The organism is Streptomyces sp. NPDC034086 (assembly GCF_055575515.1).
Window position 1 is genome coordinate 447,840 of sequence record NZ_JBVISM010000001.1, and the last position, 18,041, is coordinate 465,880.

General features: G+C 73.3%; 13 protein-coding genes. 8 read left to right on the forward strand and 5 right to left on the reverse strand.

All coding sequences use genetic code 11. The features are described 5' to 3' along the window. Positions 1-262: 262 nt before the first annotated feature. From ACZ514_RS02065 to ACZ514_RS02095, 7 genes are all read left to right on the forward strand, one after another. The gene (locus ACZ514_RS02065) at positions 263-1,594 is read left to right on the forward strand and encodes an ABC transporter substrate-binding protein (RefSeq protein ID WP_469123841.1); all 1,332 of its coding nucleotides are present in this window, start codon (positions 263-265) and stop codon (positions 1,592-1,594) included. A gap of 89 nt (positions 1,595-1,683) precedes the next feature. Further along, a complete protein-coding gene (locus ACZ514_RS02070; RefSeq protein ID WP_468163355.1) occupies positions 1,684-2,577 on the forward strand; it encodes a carbohydrate ABC transporter permease in 894 nt (297 codons plus the stop codon). Beyond that, complete coding sequence (locus tag ACZ514_RS02075; protein ID WP_468163114.1) at positions 2,574-3,416, forward strand: carbohydrate ABC transporter permease; 843 nt, start codon at positions 2,574-2,576, stop codon at positions 3,414-3,416. Before ACZ514_RS02070 ends, ACZ514_RS02075 begins: the two co-directional genes overlap by 4 nt. A gap of 121 nt (positions 3,417-3,537) precedes the next feature. After that, positions 3,538-6,561: an alpha-mannosidase gene (locus ACZ514_RS02080; RefSeq protein ID WP_469123842.1), complete on the forward strand. Its 3,024-nt coding sequence runs from the start codon at positions 3,538-3,540 to the stop codon at positions 6,559-6,561. 245 nt (positions 6,562-6,806) lie between these two features. After that, on the forward strand, positions 6,807-8,831 hold the full coding sequence (locus ACZ514_RS02085) for an oxidoreductase (protein WP_469123843.1): 2,025 nt from the start codon (positions 6,807-6,809) through the stop codon (positions 8,829-8,831). Between the two features lie 55 nt (positions 8,832-8,886). Next, positions 8,887-9,300: a PaaI family thioesterase gene (locus tag ACZ514_RS02090; protein WP_469123844.1), complete on the forward strand. Its 414-nt coding sequence runs from the start codon at positions 8,887-8,889 to the stop codon at positions 9,298-9,300. Positions 9,301-9,441: 141 nt separating this feature from the next. Next, complete coding sequence (locus tag ACZ514_RS02095) at positions 9,442-10,182, forward strand: class I SAM-dependent methyltransferase (protein WP_468695271.1); 741 nt, start codon at positions 9,442-9,444, stop codon at positions 10,180-10,182. 88 nt (positions 10,183-10,270) lie between these two features. Here ACZ514_RS02095 and ACZ514_RS02100 read toward each other — a convergent pair whose 3' ends face one another. From ACZ514_RS02100 to ACZ514_RS02120, 5 genes are all read right to left on the reverse strand, one after another. Beyond that, a complete protein-coding gene (locus ACZ514_RS02100; RefSeq protein ID WP_469124180.1) occupies positions 10,271-11,836 on the reverse strand; it encodes an alpha/beta hydrolase in 1,566 nt (521 codons plus the stop codon). Positions 11,837-12,030: 194 nt separating this feature from the next. Then, on the reverse strand, positions 12,031-12,477 hold the full coding sequence (locus ACZ514_RS02105; protein ID WP_469123845.1) for a hypothetical protein: 447 nt from the start codon (positions 12,475-12,477) through the stop codon (positions 12,031-12,033). Positions 12,478-12,585: 108 nt separating this feature from the next. Then, a complete protein-coding gene (locus ACZ514_RS02110) occupies positions 12,586-13,620 on the reverse strand; it encodes an SCO0930 family lipoprotein (RefSeq protein ID WP_469124181.1) in 1,035 nt (344 codons plus the stop codon). Positions 13,621-13,773: 153 nt separating this feature from the next. After that, complete coding sequence (locus tag ACZ514_RS02115) at positions 13,774-15,225, reverse strand: NADH-ubiquinone oxidoreductase-F iron-sulfur binding region domain-containing protein (protein WP_469123846.1); 1,452 nt, start codon at positions 15,223-15,225, stop codon at positions 13,774-13,776. Beyond that, the gene (locus ACZ514_RS02120) at positions 15,222-16,217 is read right to left on the reverse strand and encodes a hypothetical protein (protein ID WP_469123847.1); all 996 of its coding nucleotides are present in this window, start codon (positions 16,215-16,217) and stop codon (positions 15,222-15,224) included. The genes ACZ514_RS02115 and ACZ514_RS02120 overlap by 4 nt, the downstream gene beginning before the upstream one ends. A gap of 454 nt (positions 16,218-16,671) precedes the next feature. On the opposite strand from ACZ514_RS02120, the gene ACZ514_RS02125 reads away from it, so the two are divergent. Next, the gene (locus tag ACZ514_RS02125; protein ID WP_468163098.1) at positions 16,672-17,910 is read left to right on the forward strand and encodes a PucR family transcriptional regulator; all 1,239 of its coding nucleotides are present in this window, start codon (positions 16,672-16,674) and stop codon (positions 17,908-17,910) included. Positions 17,911-18,041 lie beyond the last annotated feature (131 nt).

Here is an 18,041-nt window from a genome sequence, read left to right on the forward strand (position 1 = left end):
AAGGCAAAATCCATGATCCGTTCGGGTCGGACACCGAAAAAGACCCGGCAGCCGCTTGTCACGCGTGTTACGGGACGTCCGGGCCGAGCCGCGGGAGGCCGGCCGGGCCGGACACGGCGGAGCGGCAGGCGCGCCGGCGGCGCGTCGGACAAACCGCTTCAGGCCATCACGGCGCGGGCCTCGTTGACGGCTCCCCGCCGCGCCGCCAGCGTGGGCACCGCCCTCCGGCAGCGGAGCCGGAACCTCCCCGAAGGCGGCGACGATGACTCGTACCCCCGTGACCCGCACGGCCATCGCCACGCTGGTGGCCGCCGGCCTCCTGGCCGCGTCCGGATGCGGTCTGGACGCAGGCGGCGCCGGCGAGGAGGCCCGCAGAACCGGTGAGGTGAGCGGAGCGATCACCTTCCGGACCCTCCAGCTGAAACCCAAATTCACCGCCTACGTGCAGGGCGTCATCGACTCCTTCGAGGCGAAGCACCCCGGGGTCCGGGTGAAGTGGGAGGACGTACCGGGCGACGGCTACAACGAGAAGCTCGTCGCCGACGCCCAGGCCGGCGCCCTGCCCGACGTGGTCAACCTCTCCACCGACTCCTTCCAGCTCCTCGGGGACCGCGGCATGCTGGCCGACGTGGCCCGGCTCGACCCGGACGCCGCCAAGGACTACGTCCCGGGCGCCTGGGAACAGTTCAAACTGCCCGGCAAGGGCGACGGCGTGTACGCCTACCCCTGGTACGTGACCCCCGAGATCCTCACCTACAACAAGGACCTCTTCGCGAAGGCCGGCCTGGACGCCGGCAGGCCGCCGGTCACCGTCGAGCAGTTCTTTGACTACGCCGAGCAGATCGCCGCCCGCTCCGGCGGCCAGTACACCGCCTTCATGGCCGACCCCAAGGGCCGGCTCCCCGGCGACTGGCAGAAGATGGGCGTCCCGCTGCTCAACGGCGCGCGGGACCGGTTCACCTTCGACACGGACCGCGCCGTCGCCTGGGTCGAACGGATGAAGGACCTCTACGCGAAGGGCGCCATGCCCAAGGAGTCCCTCCTGAAGGCCGACGACATCAACCAGCTCTACGGCGCCGGCAAACTCGTCTTCGGCCCCGGCTCCCCGGGCTTCGTCAGGGACATCAGGCAGAACGCCCCGCAGGTCTACGCGCGCACCGGGGTCGCGGGAGCCGTCACTGGCACGCTCGGCCACATCGGCATCTACGCCCAGTCCCTCGGCATCCGCAAGGACACCGAACACCCCGACGCGGCAGTCGAGTTCGCCAAGTGGGTCACCAACGGCCCCAACCAGGTGGAGTTCTCGAAGAACGCCACCATCTACCCCTCCAACGCCAGGGGACTGGCCGACCCGCGCTTCGCCGACCGGGGCGACGGCAAGGACGCCGAGACCCTGGCCAGGGCCATCGGCGCGGAGCAGCTCAAGACGGCGGACCTCGACGCCAACACCCCCGTCCAGTGGACCAACCAGGTCGGCGACGCGGTGGTGCGGGAGGTGCAGAAGGCCATCCAGGGCGAGCAGGACGCGCGGACGGCGGTGCGCAAGGCCCAGGAAGAGGCCAACCGGCTGCTGGCCGCCGGGACGCGGAAGTGACCGCTCCCGCCCCGGCGCCCCCCGCCGCCCACCGCGCCACGGCGTCCGGCCGGTCCGCAGCGAAGCGGCGGCGCCGGGCACGACGGGCCATGGAGGCCGAACCGGGCCTGGTCCACCGCAGCTGGTGGACCCCCTACCTCTTCCTCGCCCCCGGCCTGGTGATGGTGGCCCTGTTCAGCGTCTGGCCGTTCCTCAACACCGTCCTCCTGTCCTTCACCGACGCCCGGATCCTCAGCGGCGGCTCCTTCATCGGCTTCGGCAACTACACCCGGGCCCTCGCCGATCCCGACTTCTGGACCGCCACCGGCAACAGCGTCCTGTACCTGGTGGTCGTCGTCCCCTGCCTGGTGCTGCTGCCGCTGGCCCTCGCGGTACTCGTCCGGACGAAGGTCCCCGGCATCGGCCTCTTCCGCTCCGCGTTCTACACCCCGGTGATCGCCTCGGCCGTCGTCGTGGGTCTGATCTGGCAGTGGGTGCTGCGCAGCGACGGGCTGGTCAACACCGTCTTCGAGGCGCTCGGCCTCATCTCCGAGCCGATCCCCTTCCTCACCGACAGCACCCTGCTGCTGTTCTCCGCCATGCTCGTGACCGTGTGGAAGGGCCTCGGCTACTACATGGTCTTCTACCTGGCGGCCCTCGGGAACGTCCCGGCCTCCCTCCACGAGGCGGCCGCCCTCGACGGCGCGGGCGCCGTCCGCCGCTTCTTCAGCATCACCGTCCCCCAGGTGAAGCCGATGATGCTGCTCGTCGGGACCCTCTCGGCGATCTCCGCACTGCGCGTCTTCACCGAGATCTACGTCCTCGGCGGCGAGAGCGGCGGCCCCGGTGGCGGCGCCCGCACCCTGCCCTTCCTCATCCGGCAGGTCGGCCTCGGCTTCGCCGGTGAGACGGGCTACGCCTGCGCGATCTCGCTGCTGCTGTTCCTGCTGACCCTGGTCTTCAGCCTGCTGGGCCGCCGCCTGTCGAAGGGGGACGACGCGTGAGCGCCACACGGACGGGACGCGGACGCCGCCGGAGCGGCCTCGCCGCACGGTACGCCGTACTGCTGCTCACGCTCGTGCTGATGGTGGGGCCGATCGTCTGGCAGTTCCTGACCTCGATCCGCGGCCGCACCGAGAACGTGTACGACGGCCTGCTGCCCTCGCGGCCCACCCTCGACAACTACCTGCGCGTCGCGGAGTCCTTCCCGCTCGCGCAGTACGTCGGCAACACCCTGGTGGTGGCGGTGCTGGCGGTCGCCTCCAACGCCCTGTTCGCGGCGATGGGCGGCTACGCCCTCTCCCGGGCCGGCTGGAAGGGACGCGGGGCGGTCTTCACCGTCCTCGTGGCGACGCTGATGTTCCCCTTCGAGTCCGTGATGATCTCGATGTTCCTCACGGTCCGGGAGATGGGCCTGGTCGACACCCTGGTCGGGGTGTGGCTGCCCGGCGCGGTCTCCGTCCTCAACGTCATGATCATGCGGGCGGCGTTCCTGGCCGTCCCGAGGGAGATCGAGGAGGCGGCGGTGCTGGACGGCGCGGGGGAGTGGACCCGCTTCACCCGGGTGTTCCTCCCCGGTGCCCGGGGCGCCCTGGCCGTCGTCTGCGTCACCAGCTTCATGGGCGCCTGGGACGACTTCCTGTGGCCCCTGCTGGTCCTGACCGACAGCGACCACTACACCCTCCAGCTCGGTCTGAAGACCCTGGCGGGTGCCACCACGACCAGCGACCAGCGGATCGTCGCGGCCGGGGCGATGGCCGCGCTCGCGCCGATGGTGCTGCTGTTCCTCGCCCTCCAGCGCTTCTTCTTCAAGGGAGTGGGCGAGGGGGCCGTCAAGACCTGAACCGCGCGCCCGCCTCCGCCCGCGGTCCGTCCCGTCCGCCGCCCGCCCCCGATCCCCGCCTGGCCCCCGCGCCCCGCCCCGTCCCGTCCCCGTCGCCGAACGACCTCCTGGAGCCGCCGTCATGCACGACGACCGCAGCATCACCGAACACCGTCTCCGCCGGGTCCTCAAGGAGCGCATCCGGCCCGCCGTCCACTCCCGCCCCGTCCCCCTCACCATCGAGCGCTGGGAGGCCCCCGGCGAACCCGTCCCGGTCGCCGAGGCGCTGGCCGCCCCGTACACGCCGTGCGCGGCCGGCGACGCCTGGGGCCCGGCCTGGGGCACCACCTGGTTCAGGGTCACCGGCACCGTGCCCGCCGACTGGGCGGGCCGTACCGTCGAGGCCGTCCTCGACCTCGGCTTCGACCGGATGATGCCCGGCTTCCAGTGCGAGGGACTGGTCCACCGTGCGGACGGAGGCGAGGTCAAGGCCCTCAACCCGTACAACGACTGGGTGCGCGTGGCCGCCTCCGCGGCGGGCGGCGAGCGGATCGAGTGGTACGTCGAGGCCGCCTCCAACCCGGTCCTGGTCGAGCACGCCCCCACCTACGAGGGCGACCGGCTCACCAGCGGGGACCGGCCCCTCTACCGGCTCGCCCGGATGGACCTCACCGTCTTCGAGACCGAGGTCTGGGAACTCGTACAGGACCTCGACGTCCTCCACGACCTGATGACCCAGCTCGGCGAGGACGACGCACGCCGCTACGCGATCCTGCGCGCCGTCGACTCCGCCCTCGACGAGATCGACCTCGGGGACGTCGCCGGGACCGCCGCGGCCGCCCGCGCCCGGCTCGCCGGGGTGCTGGCCGCCCCCGCCCACGCCTCCGCGCACCGGATCAGCGCGGTCGGGCACTCCCACATCGACTCGGCCTGGCTGTGGCCGCTGCGCGAGACCGTCCGCAAGGTGTCGCGCACCACCTCCAACATGCTCGCCCTCATGGACGAGCACCCCGAGTTCGTCTTCGCCATGTCGCAGGCCCAGCAGTTCGACTGGATCAGGACGCACCGGCCCGCACTCTTCGAACGCGTCAAGAAGAAGGTGGCCGACGGGCAGTTCGTGCCCGTGGGCGGCATGTGGGTGGAGTCCGACACCAACATGGTCGGCGGGGAGGCCATGGCCCGCCAGTTCCTCTACGGCAAGAAGTTCTTCCTGGAGGAGTTCGGCATCGAGACCAGGAACGTCTGGCTGCCCGACTCCTTCGGCTACACCGCCGCGATGCCTCAGATCGTCCGGCTCTCCGGCGCGCAGTGGTTCCTCACCCAGAAGATCTGCTGGTCCCAGGTCAACGCGTTCCCGCACCACACCTTCTGGTGGGAGGGCATCGACGGCACCCGCGTCTTCACGCACTTCCCGCCCGTCGACACCTACAACAGCGACCTCGGCGGCGCCCAGCTCGGCCACGCCGCCCGCAACTACCGAGAGAAAGGCCGGGGTTCACGCTCCCTGGTGCCCTTCGGCTGGGGCGACGGCGGTGGCGGCCCCACCCGCGAGATGCTGGCCCGAGCCGGGCGCCAGCGGGACCTCGAGGGCTCCCCGCGCGTGGAGATCGAGCGGCCCGACGCCTTCTTCGAGAAGGCGCGCGCCGAGTACGAGGACGCGCCCGTCTGGGCTGGCGAGCTCTACCTGGAGCTCCACCGCGGCACCTACACCTCGCAGGCCCGCACCAAGCAGGGCAACCGGCGCAGCGAGTCGCTGCTGCGCGAGGCGGAGCTGTGGGCGGCGACGGCCGCCGTCCGCGTCCCGGGCTTCCGCTACCCGTACGAGGACCTGGAGCGCCTCTGGAAGACCGTCCTGCTGCACCAGTTCCACGACATCCTGCCCGGCTCCTCCATCGCCTGGGTGCACCGCGAGGCCCGCGCGGTCTACGAGGGGGTCCGCGAGGAGCTGACCGCCCTCATCCTCGCGGCACAGACCGCCCTCGCGGGACGGGGCGAGGAGGAACTGGTCTTCAACTGCGCCCCCCACGAGCGGCGCGGCGTCCCGGCCGGCGGCGCGGGCCGGGCCCGGGCGGCCGGGCAGCCGGTCACGGTGGAGGAGCGGCACGGCGGCGGGCACGTCCTGGCCAACGGGCGGCTGCTGGTGGAGATCGACGGGCGGGGGCTGCTCGTCTCCGCGTACGACCTGGAGGGCGGCCGCGAGGCGCTCGCCCCGGGCGGCGCGGCGAACCTGCTCCAGATCCACCCCGACTTCCCGAACATGTGGGACGCCTGGGACATCGACTCCTTCTACCGCAACAAGGTCACCGACCTCACCGCCCTCGACTCCCTGGAGGTCACCGAGCGGGAGCCGCACTCCTGCACCGTCACGGTCACCCGCTCCTTCGGCTCCTCCGCCGTCACCCAGGCCGTGACCCTGCGGGCCGGGGCGAAGACCGTGGACATCACCACGGACGTGGACTGGCACGAGACGGAGAAGTTCCTCAAGGCCGCCTTCCCGCTGGACGTCAAGGCCGAGCGGACCGCCTCCGAGACGCAGTTCGGGCACGTCCACCGCGCCACCCACACCAACACCTCCTGGGAGGCGGCCAAGTTCGAGATCTGCGCGCACCGCTGGATCCACGCCGGGGAACCCGGATGGGGCGTGGCGCTGCTCAACGACTCCACGTACGGGCACGACGTCACCCGCCGGATCCGGGCGGACGGCGGCCAGACCACCACCGTCCGCCTCTCCCTGCTGCGCGCCCCCCGCTACCCGGACCCGGAGACCGACCAGGGCCGGCACACCCTGCGTTTCGCCCTCGCGCCCGGCGCGGACATCGGGGACGCGGTGCGCGAGGGGCACGCCTTCAACCTGCCCGAACGGGTCCTGCCCGGCGCGGGCCCGGTCGCCCCGCTGCTGGCCGTCGACGCCGACGCGGTGGTGGTGGAGGCGGTCAAGCTCGCGGAGGACCGCAGCGGGGACGTGGTCGTGCGGCTCTACGAATCGCGGGGCGGCCGCGCACGGGCCACGCTCTCGCCGGGCTTCCCGGTCGCGGCGGCGGTCGAGAGCGACCTGCTGGAGCGCCCGCTGGCGGGTACGGCGGTGGGCACGCCCGCCCCGGACGGCGGGGTGCCCCTCAGCCTGAGGCCGTTCCAGATCGTGACGGTCCGCCTCCGGCGCGGGTGAGGCCCGGGGAGCCGGGCCTGTCCGGGGCGGCTCCCGGGGCCGTTCCCGGGGGTTCGCCCGGTGCGCGTCCGCCCCGGTCCGCCGCCCTCTCCGCGCGTGAACTGCGCCACAGCCCGTTCCGTCCGGGCCCCGTGGCACCGGCGCGCGGGGCTCCGGCACCCCGGCTCGGTTATGCACTTAGTTGCAAAACCCGGCCCTCCTCGCTAGAACAGGTTCATCACCCCCGCGCGAGGAGGCGCCCCCTCATGAGTTCCCAGAGCCGGTACCCGCACCTGCTGAGCCCCCTGGACCTCGGCTTCACCACCCTGCCGAACCGCGTGATCATGGGGTCGATGCACACCGGCCTCGAAGAGCACGCGCACGGCTTCGAGCGCCTCGCCGCCTTCTACGCCGAGCGCGCCCGCGGCGGCGCCGGCCTGATCGTCACGGGCGGCATCTCGCCCAACGACGCCGGGCGCCCCTTCGAGGGCGGCTCCCGCCTCACCACCGAGGAGGAGGCCGCCGAACACCGGGTGATCATCGACGCGGTCCACGCCGAGGGCGGGAAGATCGCGATGCAGATCCTCCACTTCGGCCGCTACGCCTACCACAAGGACCTCGTCGCCCCCAGCGCCATCCAGGCCCCCATCAGCCCCTTCGTCCCGAACGAGCTGACCGACGCCGAGGTCGAGCGCACCATCGAGGACTTCGTCCGCGCCGCCCGCCTCGCCCGGCTCGCGGGCTACGACGGCGTCGAGATCATGGGCTCCGAGGGCTACCTGATCAACGAGTTCATCGCCGCCGCCACCAACAAGCGCACCGACCGCTGGGGCGGCGCGTACGAGAACCGCGTGCGCTTCCCGCTCGAGATCGTCCGGCGCACCCGCGCGGCCCTCGGCGACGACTTCATCCTGATCTACCGGCTCTCGATGCTGGACCTGATCCCCGGCGGCTCCACCCTCGACGAGGTCGTCCACCTCGCCAAGGAGATCGAGGCGGCCGGCGCCACCATCATCAACACCGGCATCGGCTGGCACGAGGCCCGCATCCCCACCATCGCCACCTCCGTCCCGCGCGGCGCCTACACCTGGGTCACCAAGCGGCTGATGGGCGCGGTGAGCGTGCCGCTCGTCACCAGCAACCGCATCAACACCCCGGAGAAGGCCGAGGAGATCCTCGCCGACGGCCGCGCCGACCTGGTCTCGCTCGCACGCCCCTTCCTCGCCGACGCCGACTTCGTCGCCAAGGCGGCGGCCGGCCGCTCGGAGACCATCAACACCTGCATCGGCTGCAACCAGGCCTGCCTCGACCACACCTTCAGCGGCAAGATCACCAGCTGCCTGGTCAACCCGCGCGCCTGCCACGAGACCGAACTCGTCCTGTCGCCCACCCGGACGAAGAAGCGCGTCGCGGTCGTCGGCGCCGGCCCGGCCGGCCTCGCCTGCGCGGTCACCGCGGCGGGACGCGGCCACGCCGTCACCCTCTTCGAGGCCTCCGGGCACATCGGCGGCCAGCTCGACGTGGCCCGCCGCATCCCCGGCAAGGAGGAGTTCGAGGAGACCATCCGCTACTTCGGCACCCAGCTCGCCGCACACGACATCGACGTCCGGCTGGACACCCGCGCCGACGTCGAGGCCCTGCGCGGCTACGACGAGGTCGTCGTCGCCACCGGCGTCACCCCCCGCACCCCGGCCATCGAGGGCGTGGACCGGGACAACGTCGTCAGCTACCTCGACGTCCTGCGCGACGGTGCCCCCGTCGGCGAACGCGTGGCCGTCGTCGGCGCCGGCGGCATCGGCTTCGACGTCGCCGAATACCTCACCGACAGCGGAGAGGGCGCCGCCCAGGACCCCGACGTCTACTTCCGGCACTGGGGCGTCGACACCGCGTACGCCGGCCCCGGGGGCCTCACCGCCCCCGAGCGGCCCGCGACGCCGCGCCGGGTCACCCTGCTCCAGCGCAAGACCACCAAGGTCGGCGCCGGCCTCGGCACCACCACCGGCTGGATCCACCGCGCGGAACTCAAGCACCGCGGGGTCGTCTCCGTCGCCGGCGCGACGTACGAGCGGATCGACGAGGAGGGCCTGCACATCACCGTCGACGGCGAACCGCGTCTCGTGCCCGCCGACACGGTCGTCCTGTGCACCGGCCAGGAGCCGCGCCGCGACCTGTACGAGGCGCTGCGCGCCGAAGGCATCGAGGCGCACCTCATCGGCGGCGCCGACGTCGCCGCCGAACTCGACGCCAAGCGCGCCATCCGCCAGGGCACCGAACTGGCCGCCGGCTTCTGAGGCCGCCCCCGCGGGGGAGTTGTGGCGGCCCGCACCGGGCCGCCACAATCGGCGGGTGACGTTGACACCGGCAGACACGGACAAGATCCTCACCGACAACTTCGCCCCCTGGGTGCTCGCCCTCGGCCTCAGGGTCGAGGAGACCGGCGAGCGGCACGCGGTCCTGCGGCTGCCCTGGTCGGACTCCCTGGCCCGGGACGGCGGCGGCCTCTGCGGCCAGGCCCTGATGGCCGCGGCCGACACCGCCACCGTCATCGCGGTCTGCGCCGCGCGCGGGGCGTACGGTCCGATGACCACGGTCCAGCAGTCGACGAGCTTCCAGCGTCCGGTGACCGGCGCCGACGTACTGATCGACGTACGCGTGACCAAACTCGGCAGGCGCATGGCCTTCGCCGACATCACCATGACCCCCGAGGGCGCCGATGACCCGGCGGCGAAGGCCTCCACCGTCTACGCCCTGCTCGGCTGACGTCATTCGATACGAGCACGAAGACATCGGGTATTCGTGTTTTCCGCCAGTACGGCGCCCCGCCGGCCAGAGTGGAGACTCTCCGTCAGAGGCCGCGGCCCGCGGGAAGGGCCGCCGCCCGTGAACACGGGGAGCAGTGCGATGAGTGGTCAGCTGTACGACGAGATCGGCGAGGCGTTCGAGGGCTTCAAGACCCTCCCCCTCGCGCGGTACGGGGAGGTCCCCGGCTTCCTCGCCCTCGTCGGTGACGTGAAGGACAGGTCCGTCCTCGACCTGGCCTGCGGAACCGGCTTCTACAGCCGGGAGTTCAAGCGCCGAGGCGCGTCCGAGGTCTTCGGCGTCGACATCTCCGGCGAGATGATCGCCGCCGCCCGGTCCATCGAGGCCAAGGAGCCGCTGGGCATCTCCTACGAGGTGGGGGACATCGCCGAACTGCGCGCGTTCGACGAGCCGTTCGACATCGGTGTCGCGGTCCAGGCGTTCAACTACGCCGACGGCGTCGCCACCATCGAGCGGATGTGCCGCGCCGTCCACCGCAGTCTCGCGAAGGGGGCCGAGTTCTTCCTCTTCGGCCAGAACCCTGACTTCCGCTTCGACGGTCCGTCCCTGGCCAAGTACGGCTTCACCTGCGAGGCCGTCGGAGGGGAGAACGAGATCGGGCCCCACACCAGGGTCACCGCGCTCCTCGACCCGCCGATCTCGTTCACCGTCCACCCGCCCCGCCGCGAGGTCTACGAGAACTCGCTGCGGGCGGCCGGCTTCACCGAGCTGACCTGGGTCCCCCTGGAGATCTCCGAGGCCGGCCTGCGCGAGTACGGCGAGGAGTTCTGGGCCGACTTCGCGGCCAACCCCCCGCTGACCATGCTGCGCTGCCGCGCCTGACGCCGGGGCCCGGTCCCCGCCCGCGCGGCCCCCGCCCGCGTTCCGTACGGCGGAACGCGCGCGGGCCGGCCGCGCGGCGGGGCCGCCGTCAGAACCGCAGGGGGCCGGCCGGGAACGGCAGCGGCGACACCGGAGACGGCCGGACGTCCTGGCGCTGCGCCGGGGCCGGGACCGACCGGCAGGTCACGTCCCGGGCGGGCAGCCGGCCCGTCGACAGGTAGGAGCTGACCGGGGCGTTGACGCACGAGTTGGGCTCGGCCAGGTACACGCTGTGCCCCTCACCGCCCATCGCCAGGACCATCCGCGAACCCGTCAGCGCCCGGTGCAGGCCCTGCCCGCTGACCAGCGGGGTCTGCGAATCCCACTCGTTCTGCACGGTCAGCACGTCCGCCCGGGTCCTCATCGGCGTGGCCGCCTCGGCGGGCCGCTGCCAGAAGGCACAGGGCTTGATGTTGGAGGCGAAGTCCCCGTACAGCGGGTACCGGGCCTTGTCCCGCGCCGCCTCCCGCGCGTACTGACGGGGATCGCGCGGCCAGGAATCGGTGTCCCCGCACACGACGGACCAGAAGACGGCCGTGCCGTTGTCGGACGCCGGGTCCGCCGCGCGCAGCACCTTCCTCGGGTCCGGCACCGACAGGCCGGCGGGCTGCGGGACGCCCTCGGCGGCCGCCTTGAGCGCGCTGACGAAGGGAGCGGCCTGCTGCGGGGAGAAGAACAGCGGGCGCATCGTACGGATGTCGTCACCCGTCAGTTTCATGCCCTGGTACTCGACCGGTTCCCGGTCGGCCCGGGCCACCAGTCCCCAGAACGCCGCCGACACCGCCTCCGGCGTCGCCCCCAGCCGGTACTCGGCATCACGCTCCGCCGTCCACCGCGCCCAGCGGTCGAAGGCCGGCCCGGCCTCCGTGGCCCAGACCTGGAACATGCCGCGCCACAGCCGCTGCGGGTCGACCCCGCTGTCCAGGACGAAGCGGTCGGTCCGGGACGGGAACATCTGCGTGTAGACCGCGCCGAGGTACGTGCCGTACGAGTACCCCACGTAGGAGATCTTCCGCTCGCCCAGGGCCTGGCGGATCGCGTCCATGTCGCGGGCCGTGTTGCGGGTGGTGATGTACGGGAGCACCGAACCGGCCTTCTCCCGGCACTTGTCCGCGACGGTCCGCGCCCAGGTGACGTCGGAGGCGAAGGTCTCGGGCCGGTACGGGCGCTGGAAGTTCTGTTCCGCGTCGTTCAGCCCGCAGCTGATCGGGCTGCTGGCCCCGACGCCCCGCGGGTCGAAGCCGATCAGGTCGTACCGCTCCTTGACCTCCTTGGGCATCGCCTGGTCCATCATCAGAGGCAGATCGAGCCCCGGGCCGCCGGGACCGCCGGGATTCAGGAGCATGACCCCGTGCCGCTTGGCCGGGTTCTGGCTCTTGACCCGGGATATCGCGAGGTCGATGGTCCGGCCGCGGGGCCGCTGGTAGTCGAGCGGCACCGTGAGGGTGGCGCACTCGTACGCGGCCGGCTGGTCCGGGCTGCAGCGGTGCCAGGAGGGCTGCCGCGGCCGGTAGTCGCCGGGGCCGGGGGCGGCGGCCGCCTGGGTGGCGGAGAGCAGGGGGACGGAGGTGGCGAGGAGGCCGGCGGTGGCGAGCAGGGGCGCGAGCCGTTTCATGCGCACGGAGAGCCGTTCCTTTCGGAGAGGGGGCGGTCCCTGCCCACCTTGGGCTAAGCCGGCGGCGGGGCGAATCATCCCTCAGGGCGGCTCTCGTACGTCTTCGTGCACCTCGCGAACGAGGAAGATCCGGACAACTGGCCGACGCGCCGAGCCCGTTGAAGGGCTCCCGGCGCACCGGCGGCCCCCGCGGGTCAGTGCCCGGAGTGCTCCGTGCCGGACTCCAGCGTGCCGCCGAGGCGTTCGCGGAGCGCGGCCAGGGCGTCCGCCGACGGCGCGGTGACCACCCACCGGTTCCCGACCAGGTAGACGCCGCCGTACACCCGGGTCTCGGCCAGCCAGGACCGCAGCCCCCGCTCGGCGGCGAAGGTGGTCAGGCGGTAGGCGCCCCGGCCGGTGGAACAGGCCCCCTGGCGCAGTTCGTCGGCCTCCGTGCTCACCTCGGCGGTGCAGCCGAGGGCGGCGGCGAGTTCCTCCACCGTGGCGGTCCTCCCCGGCGGGCCGTCGCCCGGGTGCTCCGCGTGGGCCGCCGCGCCGCCGTGCCCGGGCGGACCTCCGGCGCAGCCCCCCGTCAGCAGCGCACCGCACAGCGCGGCACCGGCCGCGAGGACGCGGCGGCTTCGGCGGTCGTACAGGGGCATGGCGACCTCACTGACTGACGGGGGAGCGGCGGGAGGAGGGGTGTGGTGCCCGGCGGGGAGGGGAGGGGGCCGGGCACCACGGCTCTCGGGTGTCGCGGGCCGGCCGGCTCAGCCGGCGGCCCCGGCCTTCTTCCCCTTGTCGGTGACGGCCCACCACAGTCCCTGCTTGCCGTGCCCGTTGACGTCTCCGGGCGCCTTGTCACCGGTGAACGTGTAGACCGGCCAGCAGTCGATCGTCAATTGCTCCGTGCCGTCGGGCCTTTTCACCGAGCCGACCAGTTTCGCGTCGATTCCCGACACCCGGGACGCGTCGACGGGTCCGGCGGGCTTCCAGCTGTCCGTGCAGGAATCGACGCAGCCGATTTTCATCGGCCAGGCGCTGTCCTTGTCGAAACGGTAGAGGGTCCAGCCTTCCGCGTTCTGGGCGATCGTGCCGAGCCGGGAATCCTGCCGGACCGAAAGCGCGGCGGCTTTCGCCTCTTCCTCGGTTCCCTTTCCTCCCTCCTTCTCCATTCCGTGTCCCCCCGTCCCCGGGGTCTTCGCGGCACCGGCCGGTTTCCCGTCGGGTCCCAGGACGTGCCAGGTGCCGCCGACGCCCTCACCGAGGGCGTCCCCGGCCTTGGTGTCCTTGGCGTAGCGGTACACCGGCCAGCCCCCGACCGTCAGCTGCCTGGTGCCGTCGGCCCGGGTGACGGCACCGAGCAGGGCCGCGTCCATGCCCGCCCCCGCCGAGGCCCCGTCCGCGGGGACCACCGGCCAGGCCTTGGCGCAGTCGCCCTCGCAGTTGGACCTGGGCGGCTTGGCGGTGTCCTTGTCGAAGCGGTAGAGGGTGAACCCCTCGCCGTCGGTGACGCCGGAGCCCACGTTCGCCGTCTCCCGCACCTGGAGCTGCCCGGCGGGACCGTTCTGCCCCGTACCGGCCGCCGGTGCGGCTCCGGATCCCTCGCCGGCGCCGGCTCCCTCGCCGGCTCCGGATCCCGGTCCGTATCCCGGACCGCCGTCGGATCCGTACGCGCCGAGCTGCTTTCCGGATCCCGCGGGCTGGACCGCGTTCGCCTTCGACGCGGGTTTGTCGGCGACGCCGCAACCGGCCGTCAGCAGCAGTACCGCCATCGCCGACCCGGCGATTTTCTCCCGGCGCATTGTCTTCACGATCTCTCCTTGGGATTCGGTCCCGTGGTGCTCGTTTCCTGGGTCATTGATACGGGGCGAAATGCCGCCGGAGCCGATGTCCGCGGGAATTTGTCAGATCGCGCCAAGAATGAACTCGGAAGCGTTCCGCGCACGTGCGCCCGCTCATTCCTGGATGCGCAGCGCGAGCGCGGGACAGCGCCGCACCGCCCGCAGTGCCTTGGGCCGCAGCGGATCCGGCACCGGCATCGACGCCTCCGCCGGGTAGCCGTCCGCGTCCAGCCGTACGACCTCGGGGAGGACGTCCACGCACAGCCCGTGCCCCTTGCACAGGGTCCAGTCCACCACCAGCCGCTCCGGGGGGCTCTCGCCCCGGGGCAACGGCAGTGCCCCCACGGTCCGCCGCCCGCAGCCGCTGCCGAGGGCGTGGTCGCGGAACTCCTCCGGGAAGGCGGCCAGCGCGGAGGCCACGAAGTGCGAGGTGCCGTCGGGGTGGCTGCACGCGCCGCGGCCCCGCACGGCTCTCAGCCGCGCCTCCACGGCGTCGAGCGCACCGCGCCCCCCGCCCCGTACGGCGTCCTCGAGCACGTCGGCCAGCGCGGGCAGTCCCCGTACGCAGGGCCCGCACTGCCCGGCCGACTCCTGCGCCATCCAGCGCGTCACCCGCGCGACCTCCCCGGCCGGGCAGGTGTCCTCGGGAAGCGGCAGCACCGCCCCCGCCCCCAGCACCGCGCCGAAGGCGGACAGGGACCCCCGGGACACGTCCGCCGAGCGGGCCGCCCCCGGGTCCAGCCAGCGCCCGTGGTACCCGCCGACCAGTACGCCCTGGCCGGTGCGGGTGCCGCACAGGTCGAGGACGTACGCCAGCGAGGTCCCCGTCGGGGTCTCGACCACCGTGTGGCCGGCGACGGTCAGCAGCACGGTGCCCGGCTCGGAGGGCAGGCCGGCCGTCCGGTAGCCGGAGGCTCCCATCCGGGCGGCGACGGCGAGCTGGGCGTAGGTCTCGGTGTTCGACAGCAGCGTCGGCACCCCGCCCAGACCCCGTTCGCTGGTCCGCACCCGTCGCCCCGACGGCAGGGCCGCGCCGCCGTTCAGCCCGCCCACCAGGGCCGTTCCCTCGCCCGTCACGAAACGCTCGGGCAGCCGTGACACGCGGACCCGGCGTCCGCCCGGGCCGCGTTCGGCGACGGCGTCGCGTACCGAGCGCTCCACGTCCGCCCGGGTGACGGCCACCACCACCTCCTGGGCGGCGACCGCGGCGGCGGCCAGCAGCGCGCCGTCGAGCACCAGGTGCGGGGCGTGCAGCAGCAGGGCGGTGTCCTTGAGGCAACTCGGCTCGCCCTCACTGCCGTTGACGACGACGGCCGTCGGCCCCTCCCGCTCCCGGGCGGAGCCCATGACGGCCCGTAACTTCCGGGCGAAGGGGAAACCGGCCCCGCCGCGGCCCCGCAGGTCGATGTCGGCGGCCAGGTCGGCGAGTTCCTCCGGGGTGGAACGGGGCAGCGGCCCGTGCGCCGCGAGATGGGCGTCTCGGCCGAGCCGTGGATCCCGGTCGAGCCCGGCGAGCAGCCGGGGGGTGCCCACGCAGCCGAGGGCGGGACGGGCGGAGCCGCTCACGACCACCGCTCCACGTCGCCGCTCCGCCCGGCCCGCCGCCCGGCGCCGGGCCCCGCCGCGGCGCCCGCGTACGGCGCGGACCCGGGCGGCGCCGTGCGCGGCGGGGGAACGGGAGCCGCACCCCTGCTCGTACGGGGGCGCACCAGCAGGTCGGCGAGCGGCACGTCCTGGATGAAGAACGGGCGGACGCGGCCGGGCGGGGCGGGCGCGTCCCCGGCCCCGGTGCGCTGCGGGGCCGAGGGCCGCCAGGCGGCGCCGAGCCCGCGGGCCCGGAGGCGGAAGGAGAGCAGGCCGATGACCCCGGCCAGGCACAGCCCGTAGGCCGCCGTCACCCAGGTGTCGGCGGCGCGGCCGGCCTTCAGCCCGTGCAGCAGCGACGCGCCCCATGCCGGATAGGCCCCGATGTGCAGGGCCCGCCACCACAGGGACCGGCTCTTGGTGGCGAACACACTACGCAGGGCCCCGGAGACCGCCACGGCCACGAAGAGATATCCGGCCAGGGTGCCCAGGCCGATGACGACGGGTCGGTCCGGGTCCGCGAACGGCACCACGGCGGCGGCGGCGTCCGCCTGCCGCTCGGCCACCTTGACCCAGATGTGCAGGCCGAGGAAGCCCAGCCCGGCCACGGCGAGGCCGCGGTGCACGCCCTGGGCCAGCAGCCGGTGGCCTGACCCGAGCAGCACCCGGTCGGTTGCCACCAGCCCCCACAGGACGGTGGCGGTCAGGCAGACGAGCGAGAGCACGCCCGCCCCGAAGTCGAGGAACTCCCACAGGCGGGTCAGGACGCCCGCGCGGGCCGCCACGAGGAACGAGACGAGGGCCGCGCCGGCGGCGCACAGAGCGCTGGGGCGCAGCCTTCCGGGGGCGGGCAGCAGCGGGGGCCGCCGGGCGGCCCGCCGGCCGGCGGCCGGAGCCGCGGCGGCCTCCGCCGCGTGGCGACTCCTGCGTCGGGCCCTGTGGGAGCGGGGTATGTGCGGCTGGGGCAGGGGCATGCGGTTCTCCTGTGCACCCGGGCTCCGAGCGGTCCACCTGGCGCTCGGCACCCGGGGGTTGGGGACGGGGGCGGCCGGCAGCGCTGTGAATTCCCGCGCCGGCCGAAGGGCTCGGGGGCCGGAGTGCAGCAGCATCGTGGAGCTGCGCAGCATCTCCACAGGATTTATCGAAACGTGATAATTTCTCGCGCCGCGTCTACGGCGCATCGAACAACCCCGGAAGATTCCCCTCCAGTGGAGGTCGTGACAGGCCACCGCATCGCCGGCCATCCATGCGTCCCCGACGGCAAAAACAAGGCAAATCCGCGGGACCCAAAGTGGCCGGAACCCTCCAGAAGGGGATGCGGTGGCTGCAACTCTCTTGGCACACAGGGTGGTTGGCGAGGCAGGCAACCCTGGAGAGCCTGTCACCCCTGCACCGGACAGGCCTCACCCCGGCAAGAACGAGGAAACGATGTGCGAACTTCTGAACCGCATCTGGTCCCGCCCGCGCGGAGAGTGGACCCGTGTCCTGCGCAGGGAACTCCCCGCGCTGGCCGCGGAGATAGTGGAGGAGCTTCTGCATGGAATTCCGGGATTTTCCGCACTTGTCGATGACAACGATGCCATCGATGACGATCTGCTCAGGCTGAGGGTGGAGGAAGCCCTTCTTTCCGCTCTCGGATACCGCGACGCGGGCGGACGGGGCCCCCAGTGCCCGCCCCCCGCCGCGGAACCCGCCGCGCCCCCCGTCCCGGCTCCCGTCACCGCTCCCGACGAGGACCGCCACGACGGCCGCGTCGAGGAGGCCCGGGCCGACGTGCGGGAGCACGTACGCGAGACCGCGCGCGACCACGACCCCGCCGGCGGCCCCGGCTCCGGCCCGGGCCATCCGCCCCGCCAGGATCCCGCCGCCCCGCCCGAGCGGGCGCGGCAGGAGCTCTTCCGGGCCCTCACCGACGACCGCGCCCCGTGCGAGAACTCCCTCGGCGCACTCGCCGAGGCAGCCCACTGGCCCCTGCCGCCCGCCGTACGGGCCGTCGCCCTGGCCACCCCCGGCGAGACCCAGCAGCTGGCCGCCGTACTCGACGACGCCCTCGCCGGCATGTTCGCGGGCCGGCCGTGCCTGTTGCTGCCCAGCCCCGAACCCGACGCCCGCGCCGCCCTCGAGCTCCCGCTGCGCGGGCGGTTCGCGGCCGTCGGCCACGCCGTCCCGCTGCGCGACACGGCCTCCTCCATGCGCTGGGCGCTGCGCCTGCTGACCCTGACACCGCACCGCGGCGGCCTGGACGCCCGGGCCGTCTTCGTCGACGACCACCTCTCGACCCTGCTGCTGCTCCAGGACGAACCCCTCGCGCACGCCCTGGCCGCCCGCTGGCTCAAACCGCTCGCCGACCTCACCCCGCGGCAGAGCGAGCGGCTGGAGGTCACGCTGCTCGCCTGGCTGGAGGGCGGCGGCGCCCCGGAGGCGGCCAAGGCGCTGAGCGTGCACCCGCAGACGGTGCGCTACCGGATGCGGCAGCTCGAGAAGCTCTTCGGACCCGGACTGCGCGACCCCCGCACCCGCTTCGAGCTGGAGATGGCCCTGCGCAGCCGCCGGCTGATGGCCCAGGTACGACGCCAGAACTCCCGCGGCGGCCGCAGGAACGGACGGGTGCTCACCGCCGACTTCGCCCCTCCGGGGGGACGGATGGCCCGCGTCAACGGACTGTGAGACGGGGCGGCCCGTCCTCGGACGCACGCACGCGTACGGGCGGTGGGGCGGGGGGGGGCGGGTTCTGGGAGCCGCCCCTCAGGGGGGGGGACGGCGCGGTTTGGTGGGAAGCGCCGCCCCCCTTTGTTTAA